The organism is Rosistilla oblonga (assembly GCF_007751715.1).
In the GTDB taxonomy this organism is placed as follows: Bacteria; Planctomycetota; Planctomycetia; order Pirellulales; family Pirellulaceae; genus Rosistilla; species Rosistilla oblonga.
In genome coordinates this window covers 6,018,944-6,037,036 of record NZ_CP036292.1, presented here as the reverse complement: position 1 = coordinate 6,037,036, position 18,093 = coordinate 6,018,944, and the positions used below count along the sequence as shown (strand labels likewise).

Here is an 18,093-nt window from a genome sequence, read left to right as displayed (position 1 = left end):
AATCCCCCGTCAACGCGAGAATCAAGTCGAACGTCGATTCGGCAAACGGGAACGGTCGCCGATTTTGCATCGACAAACTCCAAAGTGTTGCTGCGTCGGATTGCAGACAACACCTAGTCAGCCGACTGCGCAAGCGGTTCAATAGGGCAGCCGCGATGCCGTCGCCGGTTTCCGAGCCACTGCGTTACCGATCACCCCAGCAAAACGATGACCAAGACGAAAACCAAGGCCGCCCCAAAAACAGCTCGCAAAGCCAAGTCGCTGACGATGGCCGAAACCGCCGACAAGTTCCTCTGCTATCAGAAGTCGGTGCAATCACCCAGCCATGAGGTTGAGTTTTTTGAGCAAGCGTTTCGCGACGCCTTTCGACGCAAACCCTATACGCTTCGCGAGGACTTTTGCGGCACCTTTGCCGTCTGTTGCGATTGGGTCGATTCGAACAAGCGGCGGACGGCGATCGGTGTCGATCTGTGCGATCAGACGCTGCAGTGGGGCCGCGATCACAACCTGTCCAAGCTGACCGAAAAGCAACAGTCACGCGTGACGCTGCTGCAGGAAGACGTTCGAATTCCCAGCGTTCCCACGGTCGACGTCTTGGCGGCGCAGAACTTTTCGTTCTGGATCTTCAAGACTCGTCCCGAAGTGCTCGAATACTTCAAGGCCGCGCGAGCGAACTTGAACAGCGAAGGGATCATGGTGATCGATATGATGGGAGGCGGAGCGTGTTACGAGGAACAGAACGTCGACAAGCGGACGATCAAAAAGGGGAAGCACGGCTTCGAATACCATTGGCAACAAGTCAGCTTCAACCCGGTCAACGCGGACGCTCACTTCCGCATCGATTTCAAGTTTGCCGATGGCAGCAAAATGAAAAACGCCTTTGAGTATCACTGGCGTTTCTGGACGATCCCCGAGGTCCGCGAACTGTTGGCCGAGGCGGGCTTCCGCGAGAGTCACGTCTATTGGGAACAGGAAGAGGACGCCGGCAAAGATGCCGGTGAGTGGCGACGCGGCATCAACGCGCCGAGTCACCCCAGCTGGATCAGCTACATTGTTGGCGTCGCATAGCCGGCAGGCCACAAGATGATCGTGCCATCTCGGCTGGCGGTCATCATCAGGCTGCCATCGCGCGTGGCGTCGACGGCAGTCAGCCCCAAGGAGTGCTTGCGGAGCGCGAGGATCTCGCGTCCCTTGCCAGACCGATCGGACAGTCGCGGGTCCCACAGCCGCGCCGATTTATCGCGGCTGGCGGTCATGATGCGACGCTGTCGCGGATCGCTCCCCAAAAATCCGATCGCTTCGATCTGATCGGCGTGTCCCTGCAAGACGCTTCGCGGTGTGTCGGCCCCCTCGCCGTCGTCGGTCAATTGCCAGACGCGCGCCTGCCGGTCTTCAGACCCTACGGCGATCCATTCCCCATCGTCGGAGAACGCTCCGCACAAGAAAGGTGCATCGGATTCCTTGTCTTTGAACAGGCGTGGCGGTTGATCTTGGTCGACGCTCCAGACGCGAGCGACCGCATCGTCGCCAACGCTCAACAAATATTTCCCGTCGGGGGAAAACCGGACTTGATGAATCGTCGCTTTCTCGGTTCCCGCGACCTGCAATTCTTTGATCAACGTGATCGCTTGCTGCTGCGGATCCCAACGCCACAGACGGCAGACACCATCCTCGCCGCCGCTGGCAAATGTGTAGTCGGATTCGATGGGCGAAAATTGTACGGTGCGGACTGCTCCATCGTGCGGGACCTCCATCTTCTGCAGCGACCGCCCCGAGGCGACGTCCCAGATTCGGATCGATCGACTTCCCGTGACGACATACTTTCCGTCGAACGAGAAATCGGCTTCGGTCACGCCCCCATGCGATCGATAGCTGCGAATGTGATTCAGGCTTTTTAGGTCCCATAGGAAGGCGGCGTCGCCGGCCAGCGAGAGCAGACGGTCGGATCCCATCGGGACCGCATCGGCTAACGTCGCCAGTTTCTTCGGCATCTGCAAGACTTGGCCAACGGCGGCCTTGGCGTCGCCGAGTCTCCAGATTTTGACAAAGTCGCCGGAGGTTTGATCATGCGACGTGACAAGCGTTTCCGAATCGCCAAATCGAACGCTCACGATGCGTTGGTTTTTAGCAGCGTCGCCCTCAGTCGCTTCGCCGCGGCGGACAGCGCGATCGATCACGCGGTCCTTTCCATTGCTGAGGTCCCACAGCGTGACGGTGCTGGTGAGCGTCCCTTCGAGCGACGATTCCGCCAACGTCGCGGCGCTGCGACCATCGGGGGCGATGCTCAGCCGAGTGACAAAACCTGGATGCGGAAGGACATCCAACAATTGCAGCGTATCCAAATCGACCCGCGAGACCTTTTGGTCGTCGGCGGCAATCAACAGCTGCTGGCTGTCGGGCGTGAACTGTGCCGCATTGATCCGGAATCCAAGGTGTTGATTCAACGCAGCCCCGACGGTTTTGCCCGTCGCACTATCCCAAAGCAGGCCCAACCCGTTGCGATCGCCGGTGAAGATCAATCGGTTATCGGGAGAGATCGCGATCGCGGTGACGGTGGTTTGATGTTGTTTCAGTCGGAACTTCGGCTGTTCCGCGATCATCCCCTGCGCGTCGATTTCCCAAACCAGGAACCGCGCTTCTTCGTCGCTGCTGCCAGTGACTAACAAGCTGCCGTTGGATGAGACGGCAAGCGTTGTGTTGAGCCCGGTTCCCGCAGCACTCGAAATTTGGCTGCCGCTTCCCATGTCCCAGACGCGTACGGTGGAATCGGCGCTGCCGACAAACAACCGGTTGTGGCTGGGATCGACCGCCAGCGAAAGGGCAACAAACGGCGAACCCTCTTGCAGGCGTCCGTCCTCGTCGACCAAGTCGACAGTGTTTTTGAAGCCCAGCGTCTTCGGATCGATCTCCAAAATGCGAGCTGTGTGATCTCGGCTGGCCGTGACGATCTTCGTTCCGTCGGCGTTAAACGACGCCGACCAGATCTCATCGTCGTGCGGACGCGTCTGCAGCGACGGCGTGTCCGATTCGGTCGACTGGAACGCAACGGTCTCATGTAGAGTCGCCGGTTGCCAGACGCGGACCGCCGCATCGTTTCCTATCGACAAGATCCGGCCATCGTTTCCTGGAAAGAAGACCGCGTCGCGAACCCAGCCGCCGTGCCCGCGAAGCGTCTTGGTCAAGCGATTTGATGCGACATCCCAGAGCTTGATCGTGTAGTCGTCGGAGGTCGTCAGCAGTTGCGTCCCATCGTCGTTGAACTCGATCGATTCGATGGCATCGGTGTGCGCCGCCGCGGGGGACGTCTGCGAATCGGCGGGCGTCAGCTTAAGCGTATCATCGTTTTGCAAATCGATAAGTTCTGTAAACGACGGAGCTTGCCGCGATCGCAGTTCCGATTCGGCAGCCGGTTTTGTCGGTGCGTCGGTTCCCGAGATCGCATTGACTGCCATCGTGATCCGCGAAGCATAATCGACGGGGTGAATCGCGTTGGTTTCCCAAACGAGCACGCGCCCGCTGCGGTCTCCCGAGGCGGCGCGGAGTCCATCGGCGGAAAGGGCGACGGCCATCAGTGGCGCGTCGTGTTCCAGGAAATCGCCGACGCGTTGAAACTGTCCCGCCACGAGGTCCCAGACCACGGCGCGGCCGGATCGTTCATCGGCGACTACCGCCAGAACGCGGACCCGTCCGTCGGCGACCGACAGCGACAGGTCGTTGACAGCGGCGATGTGCCAACACTGGGCCAGTTCTCGCTGTTGGTTCAGATCCCACAATCGAAGCGTCCGATCGCGGCTGCCGCTGATCAAACGCTGCTCGTCGACAAAACCAAGCGATGTGATCTCGTCGCTATGACCACGTAACACGCTCCGCAACTCGAGCGTCTTGGCATCGTACAACCGCACGATCCCGTCGGCACCCGCCGTTGCGATCGACTGTTGATCGGGAGAGATCGCCGTCACCTCGACCGAACCCAGCTTGGGCAATTGCCCGACGTCAGCTGTCGTGATCTCCCCGGCGTCGTCGATCTCGATGCGTTGTGTCGTGCCATCGTCGAGCGTCACGATCGCTTGAGTCGCGGTGGGGTTGATCGCCAGATTGCGGCCGGCGGCGGCCAACGGTTTGTCGTCTTGAGCTTGATTGGCTTGCTGCCATAGCCATTGCCATTCCCATCCGGGCGGTTCATCGTCGGTCGTTTGCGCTTTCAATTCCAGCAGGATCCGGCGGGCGTCATCGAATTCGTTTTGATCGATCCTCGCTTTGGCCAAACCGATTTGCGCGACATAAGCTTCGTAGACAGCGTTCTCGCGTTGGCGGATCGCTTCTTCGGCATTTTTCATCGCGATCGAACGTTGCTGCAAAGCGATCTGTTCTTGGCGAGCCGCCTCTTCCGCATTTTTGACCGCTTTGCGTTCGTTGGCCGCGGCCAATTGGAAATTGCTCTCCGCTTCGAGCGCTTTTTGCGTGGCGATCGCCCGCTGCCGATCGGCTTCATCCGCCTCTTCTTGGGCGATTCCCTTCTGGTACTCCGCTTCGACCTGGCTGCGTCGCGCCAGTTCCATGTTCTCGAGCGCTTCGGCTCGCTTGGCTTCCGCGAGCCGAGCGTTTGTGCGAGCTTGGCGTTCGGCGTCGACCGCGCGGTTCTTTTCGGTGCTGATCTTATAGAGTGCGCCGCTGCCGCCCAGCAGGATAAAAGCGACCAGGCCGACGGCGACTTGTTTGGCGAGGCGCAGTCGACCGCGCCGCGAATCGCGGTCGTGTTGTCCGTGTTGAAGCTTCTCGATCAGCGGACGATGGTTCTCGTGCTGATCGTCCAACAGCGACAGCCCAAGCTCGAAGTCCTCTTTTTCCAAGGCGGTGGTGGCGTAAGCGACACGAGCTTTGTCGAGCCCCAGTTCGGCGATCTCGTTGCCCGGCCAAAGCGTCAACGCCTCTTCGAATCCAAACGTGGCCCGCGCGAAATCGGTGTATTCGTTCGATTCTTCCGCCTGCAGCAGATCGGTATCCGCTCGCACCGTCATCATGATGCTCTCGGCATGCGAACGGTACTGGCGAATCGCTTTCTGCAGATCGGCGGCGCTGGCGTAGCGTCGCGACGGTTTAGTCGCCATCGCGGTGCGAGCGATCTGCATCAGTTCGCCATCGTGCCGGCTGGAGACTTCGACGATCTGGTTGGTGACCGCAGCTTTGAGACACTGGGTCAAGTTGTTGCCGATGTGTGGCGGTCGGCCCGTGATGATCTCGAACAGCACAGCGCCTAACAAATAGATGTCGCTGGCCGGTCCGATGCTCTCGATCGGGCCGGCTGCCATTTCGGGAGCCATGTAGGCTGGCGATCCGCCCAAGCTGGCGGCTTTTTGAATCGAGGATTTCTTTTTGCACTTGGAGGTTGGGATCGCCAGTCCCCAGTCCATCAGCATCACGACCCCAAACTCGCCAAGCATCACGTTTTCGGGCTTGATGTCGCGATGGACGACGCCGCGGGCATGCGCGAACCCGATCGCATCGCAGACTTTCAGCAAGATCTCGAGATTCTCGTCTTGCGATTTGTCCATGATCGCTTTGGACCACGGGATCCCGTCGACCTTCTTCATCGCATAGAACAAAGCCTTGTCGTCGGCCAAGGCGAGGTCGTGGATCGGCACGATGTTGGGATGGTCGAGGTCGCCGGTGACGATCGCTTCGGATAAAAACTGATTTCGCCGGTTGTTTTCCGCTTTATCCAAGCGGCCGGTTTTGCGGAGTTGGCTAGCTCGGGTTTCGTCCATCGGACGGACCATCTTGAGCGCCACCAAGCGATCGAGCGAAGTCTGGCGAGCCAGGTAGACGGTTCCCATGCCGCCTTCGCCCAAGACCTCGATCAGTTCGTAATCCGACCCGAGACTCAAGTCGGCACCGATTCCGGCCAATTGGCGACCGGGAACCAACACTTTGCTTTCGGTGATATCGTCGCGATCGACGGGGCCGTAAGGCGTCGCCGGCTGGGCCCGGCTTTCGATCTCGACGCTCAGGTCGCTGCTGAGCCCCCAGATCTTGCGATCGTTTTCGTTCAGCGATCGCGCGTCGATCGTCTGCGTGATGTTGTTGCCGTCGAGTACCGAATCGGGATCGATCGACTGCGAGGAATCGGAACTCACACCGCTTTCGAGTTCCATCGTTGGGAACTCGCCGATCCCTTCAGGGTTGCCGAGATCGACCGTCGGCGTTTCAAACGTTTTGCCGAGACCTTCGTTAACCGTTTTGCCGTGCGCGTTGAACGCCGCTCCACCCTCTTGCAACGCCTGCAGTTCGTCGGCATCGAGCGTGGGGGAATCGTCCGCTTCGATTTCGTTTAAATCGACAGTTTGATCGTTGGCGAGGAACGTCTGCTGCGGATCGAGGAAGTGGTCTTCTTCGACGATCGTTCCAGTCGGGCCAAACGCTTTGCTGAGCGGTGATTCGTCGGCGTCGAAACCGGTGGGCCCATCAAATTCGACAGTCTGATCACCAACGTTTGGAAGCTCCGGATCGGTCTTCCGCTGCGCATCTTCCTGCGCATCGGGCTGCTCCGCTTCCTCGTCGAAGAATTGGATCGTCTTGTCCAATTCGTCCGACACGGTGCGTTCGTTTTTCTGTGGGCGATCGTGGTTAGTCATCGTGAAACTGTCCGAACAATTACTGTCTGCTCTCTGAGAGCGATTTTATTTGGCAAATCGACGCACGATGCGACGCGTCAGTGAATATTCGCCACCGGCAGGGCGACGTCGATTTTTGACCATCCATGTCGACAATGCGCTCCCCGCTGCGATTGTCAGTCCTTCATCGGAGCTTTCCTCGCCAACGTTCTGCCCATCGTCGATCCTCTCGACCGACGTTGCTGGCCACTCGGCGGAAGGCAGCTGGTTATCGAGCTGAATGCTGGTGTCGTGAATTTCTGGCTCGTTGGCAAACGCAACGGAAGTCTTGGCGGCGTCGGTTGTTGGAATCGTTTGAGTCGATTCCAAATCGTTGGGGGCGGCCGGGCCCGGCTGTGGTGCGGCTTCTATCGCATCTAAATCCAGTTCCTTCAACCTCAACAGGCCGCCTTCTAGATCTTCTCCCGGAATGATCGGCTTGCCTTGGCGAATCTCGACTCGCAGAATCGACCGCGCGTTCCCTTCACCCAACACGTATTCGATCTCGTAAGTACCATCGGGCAGATTCGCGAACAGCGTCTGCAGTTTGTCGCCCGAGAGGATGTCGTCGGGCAGGCGTTCCGGCGGGACCTCCGATTCAACGTTCGGATCGGGCGAGATCACACGAATTTGAAAGTACTCGTCGCGGGCCGTCGTTGTCGTGACGGTCACCGTTTCGGTGGAATTCGTTGTGGTTGTCAGTAGCGTCGATGGCTGGGTGTAGGATTCGCTGACGCGACGCACCAGTTCTGGATACTCCGGCGACGGGAAGAACAGACGCGTTGGGATCGAGAGGTTGGGGACGATGAACTGCCCCTCGCCATTTTCCAGCAGCGGCGTTGTGTCAGGGTTGTCGGTCGATGAGATCAGTCCACCAGCGACAGTCTGGTTTCCCGAAATTCCCTGCTCAATCGATGCCCCTTCCAACACGATCGATTCGTGTTGACGAACCGCGAAGCGAACTTCTAACGGACTCGTCGAGGAAGGTCGGCCGTTGAGCGTGGAAGTTAAGATTTCGGCTTCGGTGTACGTGTGATGGACCGTTGTTAACGAGTCGCCATCGATACCGTCGACGACTTGAAACCGATTACCTTCGGCGCCCCAATCGATTTCGATCGCCAGTCCACGTTCTCCGTCGGTTCCCACATCAATCGTCAGGTCGCCGCCGAAGCCTCCCGGTTCCGATGCGAGAATCGTTGTCGAGACCGTATCGTAATCGTAGAACGCCGTGTCGGTTACGCCCGCCTCGGGACGCGGTGCAAAAACGCGAGCGACGCCGGTGCTGGCGCCGGTGTTGATTTCGATCTGATCGCCGAGAAGGATCTCTCCCACAGCGCTGATCCTGACCGCGCCGGCCGTCGATTGCGACGCGTGGATCTGAACTCCTTCGTCGATCGTCAGGTCACCGTTGGTCTGCAAGACGATCCGTCCGTTGTCACCACCGGCGACGATTTCGGGATCGGCAGTCCGGTCGCCGCCGTCGTTGCTGAGGTCGGGATCTGATATCACGATCGATCCGCCGGCGCTCACGCGAATCTCGCCGTTGCTGGTTCGCAATACATCGGCATCGGTCGCTTCATCGCTGGTGACCAAGTTTAATGCATCGGTCTCGTTGACCTCCAGATCGCCGCGGCCGCTGCCACTCACTTCGGCTTGCAGATCGTTGATCGTCGTTGTCAGTTGCACCGAGTTGTCGCCATCGTCGGTCTGATTCCCCGCGATCAAATGCAGGTCGTCAGCGAAGATCAAATTTCCATCACCGATATCGGTATCCAGGATGTCATTGTCGGCGGTCAGGTGCACATCGGCACCGGCCGCTGCGGTAATCTTCGTCACCAAAATGCTGCTCGCAGCACCGTTGGCGACCAAAGCGATGTCGCGACTGCCGGCCTCGCCAAGTGCTGCATCGGAGGAGCTTGTGTTGGTCGACTGCACATCGGTTGCCGTGATCGTTCCCCCGGCGGTGACCGCGATTTGTCCGTCTGCGGTGATAACCTGACGCAACTCGATCACATCGGATTCCGCGATCTCGATCGCTCCCGATGTGGCCGCTTCTGCATCGAGAATATTCACCGATGTTTCGATCGCGTTTCCATCGCCGATACCCAGTGGAGCCGTTAAGATCGCTTCGACTGCGGCGATGTCTTGGTCGGAATCCCCCGCCGGATCGGCGTCGATGATTTGTGATGTCTGCGAAGTCAAAATCACATTGGCCATCGTCGATGTGATGTCGCCGATCGTGACGTCTTGCTCCGCCGTGCCGGTGATGTCTCCCGCCACCGATTGCAGCGTCGCGGTTGGGCCCATCGTCAGGTTGCCCGAGGTCGCTGTCAGGTCGATCGTTCCAGCACCAGTTGTCGTCACGTCGACGTCGGCGTTCAGCAGAATGTCGCGGGCCGCATCGATCACGATTGCCCCGCTGCCACTGGCGATGTCGGCGCCAGCGATCAGGTCGCTGTCGACGCCGCTTGCGTTGATTTGAACGTTGCCCGATCCATCGGCGGAGATCGCGCCGTCGCCGGTCGCTGCGGTTCCTTCGTTGAGCGTGATACTGCCATCGAGCGTTTGCAACGCGATCGAACCGCTGCCGCCCGTCGTGCGCAGATCGCTCTGCAACGCATCGGTCAGATTCGTCGAGGTTGCGTCGGTAGCGATCCGTTGGACCGTCACCTCCACATCGTCGATCGCGACGCTATCGGTTTCGAGCAACTGGATCCCGCCGGAGGTCGCGCGGCCGCTGAGTGTATCGACGTCGGTCTCGATCGCATTGGCAGCGGTGCCAACTCCAATGGCCGCTGACATACGCAAGCGGTTTGCCGTCACATCGACATCGGCATCGTCCGGGTCGGCATCGAGAATCGATCCGCCGGTGCTGATCAGCGAAACGTCCGCGGCGGATGCAACGATATCACCGATCGTCAAATCGGCTCCCGACGCGGCGCGGATATCGCCTGCGGTGGTTTTCAGAGTGGAGTCGGCAGCCATCGTCAACGCCCCGGTCGACGCTTCGAGATCGATCGTGCCGGGGCCGGTTGTCATAACGTTCACGCCTGTGTTGATGGCAATCGAATCGGCGGCGATCAGACTGATATTGCCAACGCCGCTGACAATATTTGCGTTGGCGTTGATCTGCGAACCGAGGCCTTCAGCCGCGATCAGAACGTTCCCAATGCCATCGGCTTGGAGCGCGCCGTCCCCCGCATACGCTGTCCCTTCGTTCAGAGTGATCTCTCCGGCGAGCGACCGCAACACGATGCTGCCGCCATCGGTCGTGCGGAGGTCGCTCTGCGCGAGGTCGTTGACCGTCGTTTGCGTCGACCGGAACTCGGGCCGCTGAACCTCGACCGCGACGTCGTCGACACGCAGACCGTCGGCTTCGACCACGTGAACCCCACCGCTTCCCGCACGAGCACTCAGCGTGGCAACTTCGGTTTCCAGTCCATTGGCCGCGGCTCCTAAGACGCCGACGCCGTCAAAGGCGTTCATTCGCAAGCCGGCGGCTGTGACATCGGTCGTTGCGTCGTCGGGATCGACGTCGAGGATCGAGGCGAAGTTGCTGGTCAAGCTGACGTTGGCAAGCGTCTGGATCCGACCGACCGAAACGTTTTGATCCGCCAAGATGCGGATATCGCCATCCGCCGTCTGGACTCGTGCGTCGGCACCCATTGCGAATTCGCCGGTGCTGCCAGCGGAGAGGCTGGCGTCGATCACAATCGTCCCGTCGCCACCGGTTTGCACGACGACCGCGTCGGCAAGGGCGATCGATTCTTGAGCTTGCAAGCCGATCTGGCCGTTGCCGCTGAAGACCGATCCATTGATGGCCAGGTTCCCCGAACCACGTGCTTCCAACAGGACGTCGCCCCCCGCTGCTGCACTGACTGCGGTGCCGTCGCTATCACCATCGTTGACCGTCAGGTCGCCATCGGACGCGACAACTTTGATCGAACCGGAATCGGTAGTTTCCAGATCCGATAAGGTCTGAGAGATTTGAGTGGTTGTCGAATTGAAGTTCACGCGATTCACATCGACTGTGACCGCATCGATAACAAGATTGCCAGCTTCCCGACGCAGATAGATTCCGTCGCCGCTGCGTGCCGCTACGGTGTCGACATCGATATCGATCGCTTTCAAATTGTCGTTCGGCAGACTCGTAGGATCGGGCGATCCGATGCTGCCGGTGTTGTTGCCATCGAGATCGGCGATCAAGATCAACGAACCAGCGGTCACGTTCACGGAGGCTCCATTGCCATCGACGATATTTCCCGCAGCGGCTAATCGCACCGCGTTGGTCCCGGCGTCGATCGTTTGAAGCACGAGGTCGCCATCCCCCAACGCTTCGATCGAAATGTCTCCGCCGCTTGTGATCGACGATCCCGCGGCCATCTGAATGCCATCGATCGCAGGAGATTCGGCTGTCGAGCCCCCGGCCTGCATCCAGATCGTACCGGTGCCGCCAGCCGAAATATCAGCGGCAATTGCGATGTCATCCGCTGCAAGCAGGCTCAGGTTCCCATCGTCGCTCGCAACGTCAGCGTCGAGCACCAGATCCGAAGCATCGCCGCGAGCTTCCAGCAGGATGTCACCGCCGCTCGCGGCGCGGATGCCACTGTCGTTGGCATCTCCTTGTCGGATCGTAAGCGTTCCCGCCAGCGTTACTACTTTGATCGATCCGTTGATTGTCGTTTCGAGATCCGACAGCTGTGTGTCGGTTGTCGTTGTGGTGCTTGCGTCGACGCCCACGTGTTGGACCGCGATCTCCGGAATTTGGTCGATCGACAACGCATCGGATTCAAGGACGTAGATCCCTTCTGCACTGACAGCCGCCAGCGTCGCAACTGTCGTCCGAATCGCATGATCGTTTGCGTTGGCAGCGTTCCCAGGATCGGCGGTGCCAATCATTCCCGCCGCGTCGTTGTTGGCATCGGCCACGATCCGCAACACATCGCCACGGACGTTGTCCTCCGCACCGTTGTTGCTGAGCACGTTGCGATCGGCGATCAATGAAACATCACCTGTGCCAGCGTCGATTGTCCCCAACATCAGATCGCTTTCACCGGCGGCTTGCAGACGAATGTTCCCGCCGCCGGAGATTGTTTCCGTGGCTGCCTGCATTACGATCCCATCGCTGCCCACGCCATCGTTGTTGGCATTGGATGCAACCAAGGAAAGCGTCCCTGTACCTGCTGTTACGAGATCTGCGTTTTGAAGGATGTCGTCCGCAGCGGCAACCGAAATGTGCCCGCTCTGGCTGCGGACATCACCGTCGATGATGATGTCTGCAGTCGTTGCAATCGTCTGCAGTAAGACGTTGCCCACACCATCGGCGACGACCGCATCGCCGTCTGCTGCGGCGGTACCATCAGTCAGCGTGATATCGCCGGCGAGCGACCGCAGGACGATGCTGCCATCATCGGATGTCGTCACCAGGTCGCTTTGTGCTGTGTCGATGAGTTCTACGGCGGACGCGTCGGCGATGACGCGGTTGACGGTGCTAGCGACATCGCCGACGGTGACTCCGTTGGATTCCAATAAGTTGATTCCGCCAGCGGCCGCGCGAGCCGTGACGACGTCGACGCTTGTTTCGATCGCGTTGCTGCTGACGCCCAAAGTTCCGATTCCTTCACCCGCGTTCAGGCGAAGGCCTTCTGCGGTGACGTCGATGTCGGCGTCATTGGGATCCGCGTCGAGGATCGATCCGTTGCGAGCGGTCAGCGAAACGTTGGCATTGGTGGCGAAGATGTCGCCGATCGTCAAGTCGTTGTTCGCGAGTCCGCGAATATCGCCAGCGACCGACTGCAACGTTGCGGTCGCATCCATCGTCAGCAATCCCGCCGAAGCTTCGACGTCGATGGTGCCATCGGTTCCCGTTTGAACATCGACATCTGCGTTCAGCTGCAGGTCGCCGGCGGCGATCAAACTGAGGTTGCCTGCAGTCGAACGAATGTCTGCGTCGACAACGATATCGGCTACCAGTCCTTCCGCTGCAATTAAGACATTGCCGCTTCCATTGGCGACGACTGCGTTGCCGTCAGCTGTTGCGGTGCCATCGGTCAACAGTATGTCGCCGGCGAGAGCCCGCAAGACGATGCTGCCATCATCGGATGTCGTTACCAGGTCGCTTTGTGCTGTGTCGATGAGGTCGACGAGGGACGCGTCGGAGGTGACGCGGTTCACGCTGGTCGCGACGTCGCCGACGGTGATTCCGTTGGATTCCAACAAGTTGATACCGCCAGCGGCCGAGCGAGCTGTGACGACGTCGACGCTTGTTTCGATTGCGTTGCTGCCGACGCCCAAAATACCGATTCCGCCAGCCGCGTTCAGGCGAAGGCCTTGTGCTGTGACGTCGACGTCGGCGTCATTGGGATCGGCGTCGAGGATCGATCCGGTGCGAGCGGTCAGTGAAACGTTGGCATCGGTGGCGAAGATGTCGCCGATCGTAAGGTCGTTGTTTGCCACTCCTCGAATGTCGCCCGCAACCGACTGCAGCGTCGCGGTTGCGTCCATCGTCAGTAATCCCGCCGAAGCTTCGACGTCGATGGTGCCATCGGTTCCCGTTTGAACATCGACATCTGCGTTCAGCTTTAGGTCGCTGGCGGCGATCAAGCTGAGATTGCCTGAGGTCGAACGAACGTCCGCGTCGACGACGATATCGGCGTCGATGCCTTCGGCTGCAATCAAGACGTTACCACTGCCATCGGCAACGACAGCATTGCCGTCTGCCGCGGCGGTCCCATCTGTCAGCGTGATATCGCCGGCGAGCGAGCGCAGGATGATGCTGCCGTTTCCGCCAATTGTCACCAGGTCGCTTTCCGAGCCATCGACGATTGCGGTGGGGACTGTCGTTGCCGAAACGCGGTAGACGGTCGCGTCGACATCGCCCACCGTCACTCCATCGCTCTCGACCAGATGGATCCCGCCGCTGGTGGATCGGCCGCTGACGACGTCGACACTTGTTTCGATGGCATTGGAGGATACGCCCAGTTCGCCGAAGCCGACAGCGGCATCGAATCGCAGACGTTGCGCGACGACATCGAGATCCGAGTCGTTGGCGTCGGCGTCGAGGATCGATCCTGTGGCGCTGGTCAGTGAAACAGTGGCAGCCGAGGCAACGATATCGCCGATCGTGAAGTCGCCGTGAGCGGAAACTCGAATGTCGCCATCGGTCGATTGCAGAATCGCGGTCGTATCCATCGCGATCGCGCCGCCGGTCGAATAGAGATCGATCGTTCCCGAGCCGGATGTCTGCACCTGGACGTCGATTCCCAAACCGATCGAATCGGCGGAGAGCAGAGAGATGTGTCCGGCATCGGACTGTACGCGGGCGGCGTTGGTCAATGCGATCTGTCCCGCAACGCTGCCGACCTGCGGGCTGCCGTTATTGAAATCGGTCCCCGAACTCAACAGGATCGCGCCGGCCTGAGTCGCTGTAACCGCAACGGCCGCCACCGCGATCGAATCGCCAGCCAGCAGGTGAATGTTTCCCGAACCGCCCGACGCGGTAACCGCGGCAGCGATAGAGAGGTCGCTGTCGACCGTATTTCCTTCGGCGGCCAGAGTGATATCGCCGCCATCGCTGTTGAGGATTCCATTGCCCACCGCGACTTGAAATGCCCCAGCGGTGCGGATTGTGATGGTTCCTGACGCGTTGTTGTTCAAGGGATCGATAATCGCAATCCCCGACAATCCGTCGACTGTCGTGACGGTTAGCTCTTTGGCATTTTGAAGATGAATATCGCCCGCGTTGGTAACAGCGGCGAGGTTGGAAACATCGAGATCGAGATCCGCGTCGTCGGCAGCGGTTCCCGAGCCGATTCCCGTTGCGGATCGCAGCGCGGTCGATGTCGCTGTAATGTTGGCGGCTTCGTCGGAGCTGCGATTGTCGACGATCCGCCCGTCGGTTGTGGTGATCGCGGCGGTTTCCGCCGACACGATTCGGCTGATCGCAATGTCTCCTTGGGCGCTCATGCGAACATCAGCAGTTCCCACGGCGAGCGTCGACGTGTCGTGCATCGTGATGCCCGCGATAGCGTCGAATGCGACATCGCCATCGGTGTCGCCACCGCTGGTGTCGATGCTGACACCGTCGTGGATGGCGATTGTTTCGGCGGTAACCGTTAGGGTGCCAGTGACGCTTCCCGATCCCAGCAACAACGCGCCCAGCGAGCTATTGAAGTTGACGACGTCCGCGGCGCCATCGTCGCCGTTGATCGTTAGCGCTGCGCGGTAATCGGCATCCAGCGAATCGATGTTGATCGTTTGGTCGCCGTCGCCACCGTTGATCGTCATCGAGACGTTGGGGTTGTTGAAATGGACAACTTCGCTGAGCGGAACGCCACCGAATTCGGAACCGATCTTATTGTCTAGCGGCGGCAGCATCGGATCTGCCGAATCGCCGGGGCTGGACAACGTGATCGTTTCGATGGCTGCAGTGGAGTTGAAAGTGAAGCTGCGATAGTCGACGTTCAGACTGTCGTAGATCGGTTCCAGCCCGTCGTAGTGGATCGTGGTCGTACCACCGAGTCCGCCGTTGTGGCTGGCGTCGGTGATCGCGATCGAACCGACATGCCCTGCGATTCCTTCGTCTGCGAAGAAGTAGTGCACGCTGTCGATCGTCGTCTGTGCCGGTCCGGATTCGAGAATCAGAGCGTCGCCGTCGAGCGTTTGCGAACCCGCGTTAAAGAAGATCCCACCGCTGACGTCAATGCTGCCGCCGTCGGGTTGAACGATCTTCAAGACGTCGTCACCGCCGTAGCTGTTGAAGGTCAGCGAGGTGATGTCGCTGAAGACGACGGGGCCAAGCGTGGTTTCAATGGCCGTGCCGATACCGGTTGTCAATACAAACGTTCCCGATCCGCCGCCATCGAACGTGACCAACAAAAAGTCGTTCTGGTCGGTTCCCGCGATCAATATGTCTTCGGTGCCAACCGGCGTGGGATCGCCTTGATTGGCTCCGATGTGTGGAGTTGCGGTCGCGATGTCGGCTTGAAATTGAGTCGATTGGTAAGCTGCCGATGAACCGTACCGCAGGGCGAAGAAGTCGGCTAGCGTCGATCCGGCAAATCCGACCTGTTCTCCGCCAAAGAACGGATCGGCATCCGCGCCCGTCCGATTTGATGCGTCCAGCGGTTGGTTCGAATCGATGTCGTTTCCGAAGAATACGTTGTTGGTCACAACCGCATCGACCGGCGTGATCACGCCGCTGCTCTGGACCGCCGCCGCGTCGCCCGATGCAAAGCCGTCGAAGATGTTGTCTTGGATCGAAATCCGGTCGGCGCCAGGGAGCGCCGGATCGATCGAGACGCCAACGCTTTCGGCGGGCAGGCTGGCGTCGTGCCAGTAGAATGTGTTGTGCGAAATCGTCAAGCCATCGACGCCGACGACGCGATCGGCAATCGCGACGGTGCTGTACTGGTCGCCCGCGATGGGAGTGTCGGTGGGATCGATGCCGTTGGCGAAATAGTTGAACGCGATCGTGCCGCTGAACGTCGCCCCGGGTGTTCCCGGCGAGTTGCCGATCGAAATCGGGCCTCCGCCGTGGAGATGGTCTTCGCTGAATTGGTTCCCCGTGATCAGCAGTCGTTCGCCGCTGCCGCCACTTCCGTCGCGGATCGCGGCGGATGCCCAACGTGCAGCAAAGTTGGAATCGGAGACGACCAGATCGTCTGCGTTTTCGAAGACGATCGCGCTGTGATAGCCTTCGTCATTTGAAGGATCGCCACCCAACGTTTCGCCAAATTGAACTCGATCGATCGTCGTGTGGTCAGCGTGCGTCACAACCACGTTGCCTTGACCGTCGTTGGATAGAAAGTCGACCCATCCCAACTGCATGCCGCGGAGCGTGACGTTATCGGCGGTGATCCGGATCGCTTCGTCATCGATGCCGACCGGAGCCCCCGCTTTGCGGATCTCCGTTTGGTTCATGCCTTGGCCTTCGATCGTCACCGATCGATCGATCAGCAGTGTTCCGGAATGGGCAAACGTCCCCGCGTCGACGTAAACCGTTCCGCCCGAATCGACGTTTGCGATCGCTTCGGCAAGCGTCCCGAAGGCATCGATTCCGTACAGCCCCGGTTGGTTGCCGTCGGTATTGAAGTCGACGTCGGCTATCAACGTTCCCGGCGTCTGAGTGAAGCTGTTGGAAACAAACACCTCGGACCGCGACGTTGGAATTCCGGTCAACACAACGTCGTTGCCGTCGCCACCGTTGTAGTCGATGCGGTACTGAAGGCCTCCCGCGGCGGTCACCGTATCGCCGTTTTCCAACACGACGTTCGACGTGTCGACAAACCGACCGACGATGGCATCGGAGCCATCGTTGTCGATGATCGTATAGACGTCGCGAGGATTCGCTTCGGTCGATCCCAAGTCTTCGAGATCCAGCACAACACCGGTGCCAACCGTCACCGAACCTTGAACCTGCATCTGATCGTAATCGATCCCGGCGACGCCGCCGGTCGGTGTGGTCAGCGGATCGGCGGAATCGTGGTCGTCGATCTCGACGTCGAAGGTTGTGTTGTCGGCGAAGTTCAAATCGGCGACCGCCAAGATCCCCGGGCTGTTGCCTGGCGACAGAGTGCTGCCCGATTGAAGGTTCACGTTGGCGGTCAGGTCACCCGCTTGAACGGTTCCGGTTCCCGAGAGGACGGCGCCGTCGTGAACGTTCAGGTCTGCATCGGTCCCGCCGCCAACAAGATCAAACTCACCCGAGATCTCGATTGTCGATGAGCCGCCCGAGGCGTCGTTGGTCTGCAGCAGCGTCGAAGCCATGCCGGTGATTTCGATCGGTTGCAGGCCATCGAAAGCGATCGTTGTCGTTGCCAGCGACGGATCGCCGACTTGCAGCGAACCATCGGCTGGCAGCAGGGTGTCGAGTGCGTAGATCGCCGACTGAGTTCCGCCGCCGATCACGCTCAAGCGATCCGTCGGCGCTCCGCTGGGATCGCTCGCCGCCCCGCCGTGGTAGCTGATGTTTGGGATCGCCGAAGCGAGCGGTGCGTTGCTGAAATCGACGACCAACAGATCCTGTCCCTCGCCCAGAGAGACATCGATCGAAGTGACACCCGCGAGCGACGTGACTGGTGCTCCCAGTTCGTCGACAATCTCCAGCGGGGAGCCCAGCTCGGTGATTTGCAGTTCGCCATCGGTATTGGTGTCGATCGTCACCGTCTCGTTGGCGGCGGCAGCATCGCTGGTGATCACCAATTCCCCCATCGCCGACAGCACACCGCTGGCGTCCAAGACGATTCGTTTCTCGAGGCGTCCCACCGTTAAGGGGGCTGCGCGACGCAACCGCACCGGCAGCGGCGGCCGCGCGGTCAGCGGACGGCGCGCTCGCAACAGCTGGCGTGCCCAAGCGTTCGCTTGGGACAACCTTTGCAGGACTAGTAACAATCGCATCGACGACCTGTACCTCTTCAGCGGCCATTGAATTGAACGAACGCAC

Annotated in this window: 3 protein-coding genes; 1 reads left to right on the top strand and 2 read right to left on the bottom strand. The window is 59.8% G+C overall.

What is annotated here, in order from left to right:
• Window positions 1-207: 207 nt before the first annotated feature.
• Window positions 208-1,068, top strand: coding sequence for a hypothetical protein (locus tag CA51_RS21370; protein WP_145123192.1), 861 nt, complete (start codon window positions 208-210; stop codon window positions 1,066-1,068).
• Here the strand turns inward: CA51_RS21370 and CA51_RS21365 are convergent.
• Both CA51_RS21365 and CA51_RS21360 read right to left on the bottom strand, forming a co-directional pair.
• Complete coding sequence (locus tag CA51_RS21365) at window positions 1,047-6,632, bottom strand: protein kinase domain-containing protein (protein WP_145123191.1); 5,586 nt, start codon at window positions 6,630-6,632, stop codon at window positions 1,047-1,049. The two genes, CA51_RS21370 and CA51_RS21365, sit on opposite strands and share 22 nt — an antisense overlap.
• Before the next feature lie 45 nt (window positions 6,633-6,677).
• The gene (locus CA51_RS21360) at window positions 6,678-18,047 is read right to left on the bottom strand and encodes a hypothetical protein (RefSeq protein ID WP_145123190.1); all 11,370 of its coding nucleotides are present in this window, start codon (window positions 18,045-18,047) and stop codon (window positions 6,678-6,680) included.
• Window positions 18,048-18,093 lie beyond the last annotated feature (46 nt).